The sequence below is a fragment of the Alcanivorax profundi genome, from assembly GCF_003597125.1.
GTDB classification, from domain to species: Bacteria; Pseudomonadota; Gammaproteobacteria; order Pseudomonadales; family Alcanivoracaceae; genus Alcanivorax; species Alcanivorax profundi.
The window spans coordinates 243,728-256,098 of record NZ_QYYA01000005.1; the positions used below are offsets into that span (position 1 = coordinate 243,728).

Below are 12,371 nucleotides of genomic sequence, written 5' to 3' on the forward strand. Positions count from 1 at the left end.
GGATAGGTTTGGTTAGAGCTTGCCGAAGGCCTTGCGCGCGGCGGTGAGGGTGGCGTCGATGTCTTCGTCGCTGTGGGCGGCGGATACGAAGCCGGCTTCAAAAGCGCTGGGGGCAAGGTAGATGCCCTGATCCAGCATGGCGTGGAAGAAGCGGTTGAAGCGCTCGCTGTCGCAGGCCATGACTTCGGCAAAGCTGCTCACCCGGCTCTGGTCGGTAAAGAACAGCCCGAACATGGCGCCTGCCTGCGCAGTGGTGAATGCGACGCCTTCGGCGTGGGCCGCTTCCGTGAGTCCCGCCAGCAGGCGGGTGGTTTTTTCGGTGAGAGCCTCGTGGAAACCGGGTTCGCTGATCAGGTTCAGGGTGGCCAGGCCGGCCGCCATGGCCACCGGGTTGCCGGACAGGGTGCCTGCCTGATAGACCGGGCCCAGCGGGGCCAGGTGCTCCATGATGTCTTTCTTGCCGCCAAAGGCCCCCACCGGCATGCCGCCACCGATGATCTTGCCCAGGGTGGTCATGTCCGGCGTGATCCCGTACAGGGCCTGGGCACCGCCCAGGGCAACCCGGAAACCGGTCATGACTTCGTCGAAGATCAGTACGCTGCCGTGGTCATCACAGTGCTTGCGCAGGGCCTGCAGGAAAGCGGGTGTCGGCGGTACGCAGTTCATGTTGCCTGCTACCGGTTCCACGATCACGGCAGCAATCTGATCGCCATAGTCGTTGAACGCATTTTCCACGGCAGCGGCGTCGTTGTAGTTCAGAGTCAGGGTGTCCGCCGTGACCGATGCCGGGATGCCCGGGGAGCTGGGGTTTCCCAGGGTCAGGGCGCCTGAGCCGGCCTTCACCAGCAGGCTGTCCACATGGCCGTGGTAGCAGCCTTCGAACTTGATGATCTTGTCGCGGCCGGTATAGCCACGGGCCAGGCGAATGGCGCTCATGGTGGCTTCGGTGCCGGAGTTGACCATGCGGACCATGTCCATGGACGGCACCAGCTCGCAGACCTTGTTGGCCATGGCGATTTCGGCGGCGGTGGGGGCGCCGAAGCTCAGGCCGTGGCTGACCGCCTGATTCACGGCCTCAATCACTTGTGGGTGGTTATGGCCGAGAATCATGGGCCCCCAGGAGCCCACATAATCGATGTAGCGATTGTCGTCTTCGTCGTACAGGTAAGGCCCTTGGGCCTCGTGGAAGAACACCGGGGTGCCGCCGACGCCTTTGAAGGCCCGCACCGGGGAATTGACGCCACCGGGAATGTGTTGTTGGGCCTGACGGAAAAGCTTTTCGGATTGCTTGCGGCTCATGGTTGTTCTCCTGAATCTGGGATCTGAACGGATCAGAAAAGGGCGCTGAGTTGACGGGCGGCAGCTTCGATTTCGGCCGGATCGGAATGGCCGAACAGGGCATGAATGACGGCGACGGCAGCGGCGCCAGCCTCAATCAGCTGCGGCGCATTATCCGCATTCACTCCACCGATGGCTACCACAGGTACATGAAATGCCTGACAGGCAGATTGCAGGGTGGACACCTCGGCCGGCGGCGCCAGGGGTTTGGTGTGTGAGGCAAAGAAGCGGCCAAAGGCTACATAATCGGCGCCTGCGGCGATGGCTTTCCGGGCCAGCGCCAGATCGCTATGGCAGGTGACGCCGATAATGCGGTCGGGCCCCAGCAGCTGACGGGCCAGCGCAATTTCCGCATCGCTCTGCCCAATGTGCACCCCGTCTGCCTGCACGTCGGCGGCCAGTGCGGGATCATCGTTAACGATAAAGCTGGCGTCATACTGGTGGCACAGGGCCCGTAACTGGCTGGCCCGGCGGCGTCGCTGGTCGGCAGTGGCTGTCTTGTCGCGATATTGCAACAAGCGGGCGCCGCCATGCAGGGCCGCCTCTGCGGCGGGCAGCAGCAGTGCGTCCGGGGTCAGCGCCGGGTCGGTGATGGCATACAGGCCTTGAATGCGTGAAGTCATCAGCGGCGGTCGGGGACGTGCTGTCCGTTGCCGGGCCGGAAGGCGCCGCGCAGAAAACGGTCCACATGGGCCTGGCCATCGGCGACGGCGTTGGCCAGGGACTCTCCGTGCCCTCGCAGGCAGGCGATGGCGGATGCCAGGGTGCAGCCGGAGCCATGGTAGCTGTGTGGCAGACGCTCCCATTGCCAGGCCTGCTCGCCGCTGTCAGTGAACAGGTGGTTGGTGACCTGCTCGGTGGTGTCGTGGGTGCCTGTGATCAGGGCTGCGCGGCCGGTGCGTTGCACCAGGGTTTCGCCGCAGTCGGCAACGCTGTCCTTGCCGGTGAGCAGCTGGGCTTCTGGCAGGTTGGGCGTCATCACTTCGCAGTGAGGCGCCAGGCGGTCAAGCATGGCATCGGCCAGGGATTCCCGGGTGAGACTGCCGCCGGCCTCGGCGGCCAGAACGGGATCGAGTATCACCGGGATACCGGGTAACTGCTCAAGCAGGCGGGCAATAAAATCGATGATGGCCACTGACCCGGTCATGCCAATTTTGACGGCCTGATAGGTGTAGTCTTCCAGCAAGGTGTCGGCCTGCTGCTGCAGCAGGTCGATGTCGGTGAGCTGAAAGCCTTTCACGTTCTGGCTGTTCTGGACGGTAAGCCCGGTGATCAAGGTGGAGGCAAAGCCGCCGAGAGCGCGAATCGCTTCGATGTCGGCATGAATGCCGGCTCCCCCGGAGGGGTCATGGCCGGCAATGACAAGAATATTCGGTTTCATAAACGGCGAACCTGAGCGAAGAAAAACGATCGTCAGAAGGGTCTGACGATCACCAGAATAACAATGGCGACCAGCAGGAAAACAGGGACTTCATTGAAGATACGAAAGAATTTGTCGCTCTTGGTATTGGCGTCGGCGGCAAACTTCTTCATGTACGCCAGACACATGTGGTGGTAACCCACCAGCAGAAACACCAGAGTCAGCTTGGCGTGCATCCAGCCGCTGCCTTTGTAAGCTTCCATGTTGGCCATGAACATCCATAGTCCCAGCACGATAGTGATGATCATGCTGGGATTCATGATGCCGCGATACAGCTTGCGTTCCATGATCTTGAAACGGTCCTTGCTGGTCTGGTCTTCGGCCATGGCGTGATACACGAACAGCCGCGGCAGGTAGAAGATGCCGGCAAACCAGCAAATCACGGCGATCAAGTGGATGGCTTTAATCCAGAGAAAGTGGTCTAGCGCGAACTGCATCATGGGCTTCCTGTGTGGGTGGCATTGGAGTGTCGCTTGGCTGGGCGTACACTATACAGCCTTCCCTTTGTCGTTACCGAATCCGAAAGGAGTCCTGTGAACAAGCGCTCCCGTCAACGTCGTCTGATGCGTTACTACCTGTTTCGCACGCGGCGCTTGAGTCGGCGGCAGCTGGGTTCCTGGCAGGACTGGAAGCTGCGCATGGTGTTCTGGACCGGTGCCGTGCTGGTCGGGTTGCTGGTGGTGGCGTTTGCCTGGGTGGCTGAGCTGGCGTCCCATACCTTTGTGCAGCTTCATGAGCGGTCTCCGTTGCTGCCTATCCTGGTGACCCCGCTGGGTATGCTGATCATCGTCTGGTTGATGCGCCAGCTCGGTACCGAGTCCCAGGGCAGTGGTATTCCCCAAGTGTTGGTGGTGCTCAAGCAGCGTTATCACTGGTTGCGCCCCACGTTTTTGTCCCTGCGGGTGATTTTCGGCAAGTTCGTCCTGACCTGCCTGGGGTTGTTATGTGGCGCCAGCATTGGTCGCGAAGGCCCCAGTGTGCATATGGGGGCGGCGATGATGTACTCGGTGGGCCAGGTGGGGCGCTTGCACCAGAAGTACGTGGACAATTCGCTGATTGTGGCGGGGGGCGCTGCCGGGGTCTCTGCGGCCTTTAATGCGCCGTTGGCCGGGATTGTGTTTGCGATTGAAGAGCTGGCGGGTTCTTTCGAACAACGTACCAGCGGTACCCTGATCCTGGCGATCATCCTGTCCGGGGTGGTGGTGTTGATGATCATGGGGCACTACAGCTTTTTCGGACACCCTGGTGGCAAGCTGGATATCACCACAGATTGGGTGGCCATTGGCGTGACCGGTCTGGTCTGCGGATTGTTCGGCGGGATTTTCAGCCGGTTGCTGATTCGTGGCAGCCAGTTTCTGTCTCCCTTCGCCAAGGCTCATCCCTACCGGGTGGTGTTGCTGTGTTCGCTGGTGCTGGTGTTTCTGGGGTTGGCCACCGGTGGAGCCACTTACGGTAGTGGTTATGAGCAGGCCAGCATTTTGCTGACCGGTGAGCACCCGGGTAACTGGAGTTTTGCGCTGGCAAAAATGGCGGCCACGCTGGCATCGTATTTCACCGGGATTCCCGGTGGGCTGTTCTCGCCGAGTCTGGCTGCCGGGGCCGGTTTCGGGAATGTGATCGGCGGCTTTTTCCCTGAAGTGTCGCTGGTCGGGCTGACCCTGGTGGCTATGGCGGCGTTTCTGGCCGGGGTGATTCAGCGCCCGATTACCTCATTTGTGATTGTCATGGAGCTGACGGGTAACCGTCACGATATCCTGCTGCCGCTGATGGCCGGGGCGTTTCTGGCCGCTGCAGTGGCCAAGCTGGTCTGGGCACGGCCGTTGTATGACTCTCTTGCCGAGCGCATGGCTGATGGTCAGGGCATGGCGCTGGAAAAACCCAAACCCGAGGACAGGGCTCCGGAGACGGATAAAACCGATCAGGAGCGACAGCTGCCGGGTTGAGCCGGGCGTTGGCGGCGGCAAAGTTGCCGCGGTGGGTGGGCGCCCCTATCATGCGTGCCTGCCTTTTATTGCAGCAGTACAGCAAACAGTGGAGTGAAGTTATGGCAATCCTGAAGGTCGGCGTAGTCGGCGGCACCGGGTATACCGGGGTCGAGTTACTGCGTTTGCTGGTCAATCATCCCCAGGTGGAACTGGATGTGATCACGTCCCGAGGCGATGCCGGTACCGCTGTGGCTGACATGTTTCCCTCGCTGCGTGGCCGCACCGATCTGGTGTTTAGTGAGCCGGACGTGACGCGGTTGGCGCAGTGCGATGTGGTGTTCTTTGCCACGCCACATAATGTTGCCATGCGCATGATGCCAGAGCTGATGGCGGCTGGCGTGCGGGTGGTCGACCTGTCTGCTGATTTCCGATTGCGGGATCACGAACTGTGGAGCGAATGGTATGGCGAGCCCCATGCCTGCCCCGAGTTGCTGGCGGAAGCGGTATACGGCCTGCCGGAAGTGAACCGTGAGAAAATGCGTAAGGCGCGCCTGGTCGCGTGCGCCGGCTGCTACCCCACCTCCATCCAGCTGGGTTACCTGCCGTTGCTGGAGAATGGCTGGATCAAGCCTGACCAGCTGATTGCCAATGCCGCCAGCGGCGCCAGTGGCGCGGGCAAGGGGGCCAAGGTGCCGATGTTGCTGGCGGAAGCCGGTGAAAGCTACAAGGCCTACGGAGCCAGTGGTCATCGCCATCTGCCGGAAATCGAGCAGGGCCTTGGGGACATTGCCGGTCGGCCGGTAAAGGCCACCTTTGTTCCCCACCTGATTCCCATGATTCGAGGTATTCATGCCACGCTTTACGGTCAGCTGGTAGAAGGTGCGCCGTCTCTGGAAGCGATCCAGGCTGCCTATGAAAAACGCTATCAGGATGAGCCCTTTGTGGATGTCATGCCGCTGGGAAGCCACCCGGAAACCCGCTTTGTGAAAGGGGCGAACACCTGCCGGATTGCCTTGCATCAGCCCCGTGGCGAGAACGTGATCGTGGTGTTGTCGGTGATCGATAACCTGGTGAAAGGGGCCTCCGGGCAAGCCGTGCAGGCCATGAATATCATGTTTGGGCTGGACGAATCGGCCGGCCTCGCGGTCGTGCCGTTGATGCCCTGATCATGGCGAAGAAACCGCAAAGCCGCGCGGGTATCGATGATGTGGTACTCATGCCGGTCAGTCCTTCCCAGCAGAAGAAACGCCGTCGTTTGCTCATGGTGGGGGCGGCGGTGTCTGCCCTGGTCCTGTTTGTCGCGGGGCTGTGGGTGGGCAATAGCGGCTCCCTGGATACCTCTGCCACCAATCAGCGTTTGCGCGCCGAATTGAAGAGCAAGAAACGGGAACTGGATGCTGCCCGCAACGAACTGGCGCTGTACCGCACCGACACCGAAGTGACCCGTCAGGCCCGCGAGACCCTGCGCCAGGAAATCAAGGGCCTGCGTGATCAAGCGGCCGAACTGGAAGAGGCGGTGGCATTCTACAAGAATGTCATGGCGCCGGTGGGGGCTGAAGGTGGGCTGCAAATTGAAAAGGCCACGCTGCAACCGACCGACGAGCCCAACCTGTACAGTTACAAAGTGGTACTGGTGCAGGCGGGGGATAACCGTAATTATCTGTCCGGCGATATTCGCTTGACCCTCAAGGGAACCCGCGACGCAGAGGCCTTTGCACTGACTGGTGAGGACTGGTTAGCCGATGGCAGTGAGACACGGTTCCGGTTTCGCTATTTTCAGGAGCTGAGTGGCCGTTTTCGGCTGCCGGAAGGGGTAGAGATTGGCACACTGGATGTGGAAGCTGAAAGCGGCGGCAGAAGCCGACACCAAATACAGAAAACCATAAAGTGGCAGTAGGAGAGAGCAGTGCTAGGCCGAGACAAGAAATCCGCATCTTCCGGAGCATCCGCCTCCCAGGATTACCGCAATCACACCCTCATCGCCCCGAGTGCCAAGGTGACAGGCGATATCGAATTTACCGGTGGCCTGCACGTGCAGGGGACTGTTGAAGGCAATATCAGTGTCGGCAAGGACGGTGGCCGACTGGTGATCGGCGAGACGGGGGTAGTAAAAGGCGAGATTCAGGTTCCCCAGGTAGTGATTAATGGCCATGTGGAAGGTGACGTCCACGCTACTGAAAATCTGGAGCTGGCTGAAAAAGCCTCTGTCGAGGGCAATGTTTACTACCTGATGATCGAGATGGTGATGGGGGCCCGGGTCAACGGCAAGCTGGTACGCCTGGACGATGAGCGTCGCAATCTGCCCGCCCCGGAGAAAACAGCGGACAAGCCTGCGGCGGCCAAAGAGGCCGCTGCGGATAATTCTTGACGGTTTTAGTCAGGTACTGGAACATATTGAACCCGTGTCACACCGGCGTTTGTGTCACGGGTTCTTCCGTTTTACAGCAATAGCGAGCCTATGATCGACCCAACCCCTATTTCGTTCACCGACGCTGCCGCCGCCAAAGTCAAAGAGCTGCGCGACGATGAAGGCAATCCTGAGCTCAAGCTGCGGGTGTATATCACCGGGGGGGGCTGTGCGGGCTTTTCTTATGGCTTCACGTTCGATGAAGCCGTGAACGATGACGATACCATTGTCGAGAAAGACGGTGTCACCCTGCTGGTGGACGCCATGAGTATCCAGTACCTTGATGGCTCACAGGTAGATTACGAGCAGGGTCTGATGGGGTCGCGTTTCGTGGTCAGCAACCCCAATGCCGCGACGACCTGCGGCTGCGGTTCTTCCTTCTCGGTCTAGGGCGCCCTGAGTCACTCCTTGCCATTCTGTGGGAGCGGTGGTTTCACCGCGATACCCGCTTTTCCGAGTATCACGTCCTGTCAGCCTCTTTCGCGGTCGAGCGACCGCTCCCACAGGGTTTCTGTGTGCGGCGCCCGCTGTCACATAACCTTCATTATTTGATCAACATTTCGTCGTTTTCAGGGTGGACACTAAACTCATGATGACGACACGACCGAGTTTTCAACGAATGACCGCTGCTGATACCCGCGCCATGTGCTGGTTGCTTCAGCAGCCTCAGGCCGCGCGGCGGGCGCGTATGGCGCGCATGGTCTCGCGTCTTGGAGATGGCCCTTTCTATGTGGCGCTGACCCTGCTGATCTGGTGGGTGGACCGTCTGGGCGGCAGTGAGTTTGCACTCACTGCGATGGCCGCCTACGCACTGGAAGTCCCGTTGTTCGTTGGGCTCAAGCATTTGATTAAGCGTCCGCGCCCGGCCGATGCGCTGGAAAGCCTGTCGGCGTTCATCCAGCCGGCGGACCGCTTCAGTTTTCCTTCCGGGCACACCGCAGCGGCCTTCGTGATGGCTACCCTCGTGTGTGTCTTTTACCCGCCGGTCATGGCGCTGGCATTGGCGCTGGCAGTGATGGTCGGATTGTCCCGGGTGCTGCTGGGGGTCCATTACCCCAGTGATATTCTGGCAGGGGCGACGCTGGGCTTCAGTTGTGCCCTGATCGCTCTCTGGCTGGTTTGACTGGCAAGCTACTCGGTTTCCGCAATCCTTGGTTCGCGCCTGGTGACTCACAGCTCATAGCTGGCTGCTGCTCTTACGGCAGTGTGACCTGCCCCAGAATCGCTTCCCTCGAGGCTCCGGTGACGACCGGGGCGTTGCCCGGCTTTTCATTCCAGCGCGCCCATGCCAGCCAGGCGAACGCGGCGGCTTCCACCCAGTCAGGATGAAGACCCGCTTTTTCCGTGGTGTTCACCGCGACGTCGGTGAGGGCGTGGAGTCGTTGTAGCACGTAATCATTATGGGCGCCGCCGCCACAGATGAGCAGGGCGTCGGGGCGAAATGCGGCAAGGGCATCGGCAATGCTCCGTGCAGTGAGTTCGGCGAGCGTGGCCTGGATGTCCGCAGGGCGGGTCTGGGCGGGCAGCCGGGAGGTTAGCCACTGGGCGTTGAAGTGTTCCCGCCCGGTACTCTTGGGCGGCGGCAGGCTGAAGTAGGGATCGCTCAGCAGGGTGGAGAGCAGGCCCGGGTCCACACGGCCGCTGGCAGCCCAGTCGCCATTGCGGTCAAAAGGACCAAGGCCTTGTCGGGCGATCCAGTCATCCATCAGCACATTGCCCGGGCCCGTGTCGAAACCGCCGAGCAGGGTGCGACCTTCCAGCAGAGAGGCGTTGGCCATCCCGCCAATATTGATCACCGCAAGCCGCTCGCCAGAACGGCCAAACTGCTGGCGGTGAAAGGGGGGCACCAGGGGGGCGCCCTGGCCGCCGAGAACCATGTCCTTGTTGCGAAAATTGTGTACCACCGGGATGCCGGTTTTCACCGCCAGGGTATCGGCGCAGACCAGTTGCAGGCTAAAACCCTGAGTACCCGGACGGTGGCGAACGGTCTGCCCGTGGCAGCCGATGGCGCGTATGGCGGAAGCGGCAATGCCGCAAGTCAGCAGCAGGGCGTGGCAGGCATTGGCATAGAGGCAGCCAAGCGTCTGACTGACGCTGCCGCACAGGTCGATCTCTCCGTTGCCCGGCTGGCAAAGCGCCAGGATGTCGGCCCGCACTGGATCGGGGATGGGCTCGCTATGGCTGCCCAGTAGCGTGACGCGATTATCATCGATCCGCACCAGCGCCGCGTCGATGCCGTCAACGCTGGTGCCGGTCATCAGGCCGATATACAGCTCAGAAGACATTGCTGCTGGCCAGAGTCGCGGCTTCGGCGAACAAGGTCATCTGTGCCTTGAGCCGGTTAGCTGCGATCAGGAATTCCGCCCGCTCGTTGTCGTTAACGCCGCGCGCCTTTGGTAGCGGGACCGTTTGCGGGTTTCGGTGTACCCCGTTGATGCGGAACTCGTAATGCAGGTGCGGCCCGGTGGAGAGTCCGGATGTGCCCACATAGCCGATGGTTTGTGATTGCTTGACCCGTTTTCCGACCCGGATTCCCTTGGCAAAATTGCGCATATGCGCATACAGGGTGGTGTAGATCTGGCCGTGCTTGATAATCACCACATTGCCGTAGCCGCCTTTGACCCCGGCAAAGATCACCTTGCCGTCACCCGCTGCGCGAATCGGGGTGCCTCTGGGGGCGGCATAGTCTGTGCCCCTGTGGGCGCGAATGGTGTTAAGCACCGGGTGGCGGCGGCCCAGATTGAAGCGTGAGCTGATGCGTGAAAACGCCACCGGGGTGCGGATGAACGCCTTGCGCATGGAGTCACCCTTGATGTCCAGGTATTCCACATCTCCGGACAGGGTTTCGTAGCGAAATGCCGTCAGGTGGCGCCCCTGATTCCAGAATTCGGCCATCAGGATGTCGCCTTCGCCGACCTTTTCGCCATCCAGATACAGTTCTTCGTACAGGATCCGGAAGCGGTCGCCCTTGCGGATGTCGAGAACGAAATCCACATCCCAGGCAAACAGGTTGGCCAGCTGCATGGTCAGCTTGTCGCTGATGCCGGCAGCGGCACCGGCCAGAAACAGGGAGTCGGTAATGTCTGCCTGGGCGAAGCGGGTCTGTTTCTGATACTCGCGCTGGCTCAGGCGCACGGTCCAGCCACCGCCGGTCAGTTTTGCCATCAGGGTTTCCACCCGGGAGGGGTGATAACGGACAGCGGTCAGTGAGCCGCTATCATTGACAATGACTTCCAGGGTCTCGTCAGGGCGAAGACGGGTAAGGCGCTGGAGTTTTTCGTCGCTGTTGATCAGCGCATAGACCTGGCCGGCCCCGACACCCAGAGGCTGTAGCAGGGATGACAGGCTGTCGCCGGCTTGCACTGTCAGGGTTTGCCACGCGGGGGCTGCAGGGGGTTGGGCTTTGTTAGCAGGGTTGGGGGTGGTCTTGGCAGCGGGGCGAGCGGGTAGATCGAGGGCCTTGACGGTTTTCGCGGCGGGCTCGCTCCCCGGGTGGTCGGGGCGCAGGGCGATAAGGATGACGCCACCCAGCAGTACCATGCTCAGCAGTAAATGGGTGCGTGGGAACTGGCGCACCAGTCTGCCGATAGCAGAAAAAAATTGTTTCATGAAGGTTCGCGGGGTCTGGTTAGGTAAAAGACGGGCCGATGCCCGGCAGGCTCGGCGAAAAAACAGACCTGCAAAGATACCCGCCTTCTCTGGCCGCGTTCAAGTGCTACAATGGCGCGCTTTGACGGGCCCGGTTGGTCCGAATCAGTAGTAGTGGAATCTCAAGAGGTAGGCATGGCCACGGTGGAAGAACAACTGGCACTGATTTCTCGCGGAGCGGACGAGATCATCCAGGAAGACGAGTTGCGGGAAAAGCTGGCCTCCGGGCGCCCTCTGAGAGTGAAAGCGGGCTTTGATCCCACCGCGCCGGACCTCCACTTGGGGCATACCGTGTTGATCAACAAGCTCCGCCAGTTTCAGGTGCTTGGGCATGAGGTTATCTTCCTGATCGGGGATTTCACCGGGATGATCGGCGACCCTACCGGCAAGAGTGCGACCCGCCCCCCGCTGAGTCGCGAGGATGTGTTGCGCAATGCGGAGACCTACAAAGAGCAGGTGTTCAAGATTCTGGACCCGGCGCGAACCCGGGTGGAATTCAACTCCAGCTGGATGAATGAGGTGGGGGCCGCAGGCATGATCAAGCTGGCGGGCCAGTACACGGTGGCGCGGATGCTGGAGCGTGATGATTTCGACAAGCGCTATAAAGGTAATCAGCCCATTGCCATCCATGAATTCCTCTATCCCCTGGTGCAGGGCTATGACTCTGTGGCCCTGGAAGCGGATGTGGAGTTGGGCGGTACCGACCAGAAGTTCAATCTTCTGATGGGGCGCACCCTGCAGAAGAGCCACGGTCAGCCACCGCAGATCTGTCTGACCATGCCGATCCTGGAAGGGCTGGACGGGGTGCAGAAGATGTCCAAGTCGCTGGGGAATTATGTCGGAGTCAACGACGCCCCGGGGGAGATGTACCGCAAGCTGCTGTCGCTTCCCGATGCGTTGACCTGGCGTTATTATGAACTGCTCAGTGCCCGATCAAACGAGGAGATCGAGGTCCTGAAGGCTGAGGCTGACCAGCAGGGAACCCCGCAGGAGGCCAAAAAGGCCTTTGCACTGGAAATGGTGACCCGGTTCCATGGTGAGGCGGCGGCACAGGCGGCGCCAAAGTCTGCCGGTAACCAGATCGCCCTTGGGGAGATCCCCGATAATGTGCCGGAAGTGGTGGTGGAGCTGGGCGAGCAGCCCGATATCCACATTGTCCCCCTGCTGCGCGAGGCGGGGCTGGCCCAGAATGGCAAGGCGGCCAAGGATGTCTTTGCCCGCGGCGCGGTGTATCTGGATGGGGTTCAGCTGCAAGAAGAGCGTGCTTTCCGGGCTGGCGATACCCATGTGATCCAGGCAGGCAAGAAAAAGATCGCCAGGGTGGTTATCAAATAAGCAAAAACGGCCCGAAAAGGGCCGTTTTGGACAGAAAGTGAGCGGTCGGAAGGTTTTTTAAAAAAAGTGCGAAAAAGGGTTTGACACCCTCAGGGAAATCCCTAGAATGCGCACTCCTCGACGGGGCAACAACGAAACGCCACGGACGAGAAGCTCTTTAACAATCAGGCAAGCAAACGTGTGGGACCTGTTTGGGATTGGATCTTTAAGAGATATCAGTTCTGAACGAGTCAACAAGTTTTTGTTAATTCAGATGACGAACTGAGCATGTATTAAGTGCTCCTTCTTCGGAAGGCCA

Annotated in this window: 13 protein-coding genes; 7 read left to right on the forward strand and 6 right to left on the reverse strand. The window is 60.4% G+C overall.

The window, feature by feature from the left end; all coding sequences use genetic code 11:
- Positions 1-12: 12 nt before the first annotated feature.
- From hemL to hemJ, 4 genes are read right to left on the reverse strand one after another with little or no spacing between them, the layout of a single operon-like run.
- Complete coding sequence (hemL, locus tag D4A39_RS15080) at positions 13-1,299, reverse strand: glutamate-1-semialdehyde 2,1-aminomutase (RefSeq protein ID WP_022986150.1); 1,287 nt, start codon at positions 1,297-1,299, stop codon at positions 13-15.
- A 32-nt stretch (positions 1,300-1,331) separates the two neighbouring features.
- The gene (gene thiE / locus D4A39_RS15085; RefSeq protein WP_119918491.1) at positions 1,332-1,961 is read right to left on the reverse strand and encodes a thiamine phosphate synthase; all 630 of its coding nucleotides are present in this window, start codon (positions 1,959-1,961) and stop codon (positions 1,332-1,334) included.
- The gene (thiD, locus tag D4A39_RS15090) at positions 1,961-2,719 is read right to left on the reverse strand and encodes a bifunctional hydroxymethylpyrimidine kinase/phosphomethylpyrimidine kinase (protein WP_022986148.1); all 759 of its coding nucleotides are present in this window, start codon (positions 2,717-2,719) and stop codon (positions 1,961-1,963) included. Before thiD ends, thiE begins: the two co-directional genes overlap by 1 nt.
- A 32-nt stretch (positions 2,720-2,751) precedes the next feature.
- A complete protein-coding gene (gene hemJ, locus D4A39_RS15095) occupies positions 2,752-3,195 on the reverse strand; it encodes a protoporphyrinogen oxidase HemJ (RefSeq protein ID WP_031226799.1) in 444 nt (147 codons plus the stop codon).
- 96 nt (positions 3,196-3,291) lie between these two features.
- Here hemJ and D4A39_RS15100 point away from each other — a divergent pair, with 96 nt between their 5' ends.
- The 6 genes from D4A39_RS15100 (at position 3,292) to D4A39_RS15125 (ending at position 8,213) form a co-directional block, all read left to right on the forward strand.
- The gene (locus tag D4A39_RS15100) at positions 3,292-4,701 is read left to right on the forward strand and encodes a chloride channel protein (protein WP_233552496.1); all 1,410 of its coding nucleotides are present in this window, start codon (positions 3,292-3,294) and stop codon (positions 4,699-4,701) included.
- A gap of 107 nt (positions 4,702-4,808) precedes the next feature.
- On the forward strand, positions 4,809-5,849 hold the full coding sequence (gene argC, locus D4A39_RS15105) for an N-acetyl-gamma-glutamyl-phosphate reductase (RefSeq protein ID WP_199699475.1): 1,041 nt from the start codon (positions 4,809-4,811) through the stop codon (positions 5,847-5,849).
- A 2-nt stretch (positions 5,850-5,851) separates the two neighbouring features.
- The gene (locus tag D4A39_RS15110; protein ID WP_119918492.1) at positions 5,852-6,580 is read left to right on the forward strand and encodes a DUF6776 family protein; all 729 of its coding nucleotides are present in this window, start codon (positions 5,852-5,854) and stop codon (positions 6,578-6,580) included.
- A 9-nt stretch (positions 6,581-6,589) separates the two neighbouring features.
- The gene (locus D4A39_RS15115; RefSeq protein WP_119918493.1) at positions 6,590-7,051 is read left to right on the forward strand and encodes a bactofilin family protein; all 462 of its coding nucleotides are present in this window, start codon (positions 6,590-6,592) and stop codon (positions 7,049-7,051) included.
- A gap of 90 nt (positions 7,052-7,141) precedes the next feature.
- Complete coding sequence (gene erpA / locus D4A39_RS15120) at positions 7,142-7,480, forward strand: iron-sulfur cluster insertion protein ErpA (RefSeq protein WP_022986142.1); 339 nt, start codon at positions 7,142-7,144, stop codon at positions 7,478-7,480.
- Positions 7,481-7,679: 199 nt separating this feature from the next.
- On the forward strand, positions 7,680-8,213 hold the full coding sequence (locus D4A39_RS15125) for a phosphatase PAP2 family protein (RefSeq protein WP_233552497.1): 534 nt from the start codon (positions 7,680-7,682) through the stop codon (positions 8,211-8,213).
- 73 nt (positions 8,214-8,286) lie between these two features.
- Here D4A39_RS15125 and D4A39_RS15130 read toward each other — a convergent pair whose 3' ends face one another.
- Both D4A39_RS15130 and D4A39_RS15135 read right to left on the reverse strand, forming a co-directional pair.
- A complete protein-coding gene (locus tag D4A39_RS15130; RefSeq protein WP_119918495.1) occupies positions 8,287-9,375 on the reverse strand; it encodes an anhydro-N-acetylmuramic acid kinase in 1,089 nt (362 codons plus the stop codon).
- On the reverse strand, positions 9,365-10,699 hold the full coding sequence (locus D4A39_RS15135; RefSeq protein ID WP_022986139.1) for a peptidoglycan DD-metalloendopeptidase family protein: 1,335 nt from the start codon (positions 10,697-10,699) through the stop codon (positions 9,365-9,367). The genes D4A39_RS15130 and D4A39_RS15135 overlap by 11 nt, the downstream gene beginning before the upstream one ends.
- Before the next feature lie 174 nt (positions 10,700-10,873).
- Here D4A39_RS15135 and tyrS point away from each other — a divergent pair, with 174 nt between their 5' ends.
- Entirely contained in the window at positions 10,874-12,073 is a 1,200-nt protein-coding gene (gene tyrS / locus D4A39_RS15140; protein WP_119918496.1) for a tyrosine--tRNA ligase, read from the forward strand.
- Positions 12,074-12,371: the final 298 nt, after the last annotated feature.

Bases quoted from the DNA above. Each gene is read 5' to 3' on its own strand.
- hemL (WP_022986150.1), bottom strand. From the start codon at position 1,299: ATGAGCCGCAAGCAATCCGAAAAGCTTTTCCGTCAGGCCCAACAACAC.
- thiE (WP_119918491.1), bottom strand. From the start codon at position 1,961: ATGACTTCACGCATTCAAGGCCTGTATGCCATCACCGACCCGGCGCTG.
- thiD (WP_022986148.1), bottom strand. From the start codon at position 2,719: ATGAAACCGAATATTCTTGTCATTGCCGGCCATGACCCCTCCGGGGGA.
- hemJ (WP_031226799.1), bottom strand. From the start codon at position 3,195: ATGCAGTTCGCGCTAGACCACTTTCTCTGGATTAAAGCCATCCACTTG.
- D4A39_RS15110 (WP_119918492.1), top strand. From the start codon at position 5,852: ATGGCGAAGAAACCGCAAAGCCGCGCGGGTATCGATGATGTGGTACTC.
- erpA (WP_022986142.1), top strand. From the start codon at position 7,142: ATGATCGACCCAACCCCTATTTCGTTCACCGACGCTGCCGCCGCCAAA.
- D4A39_RS15125 (WP_233552497.1), top strand. From the start codon at position 7,680: ATGATGACGACACGACCGAGTTTTCAACGAATGACCGCTGCTGATACC.
- D4A39_RS15130 (WP_119918495.1), bottom strand. From the start codon at position 9,375: ATGTCTTCTGAGCTGTATATCGGCCTGATGACCGGCACCAGCGTTGAC.
- D4A39_RS15135 (WP_022986139.1), bottom strand. From the start codon at position 10,699: ATGAAACAATTTTTTTCTGCTATCGGCAGACTGGTGCGCCAGTTCCCA.
- tyrS (WP_119918496.1), top strand. From the start codon at position 10,874: ATGGCCACGGTGGAAGAACAACTGGCACTGATTTCTCGCGGAGCGGAC.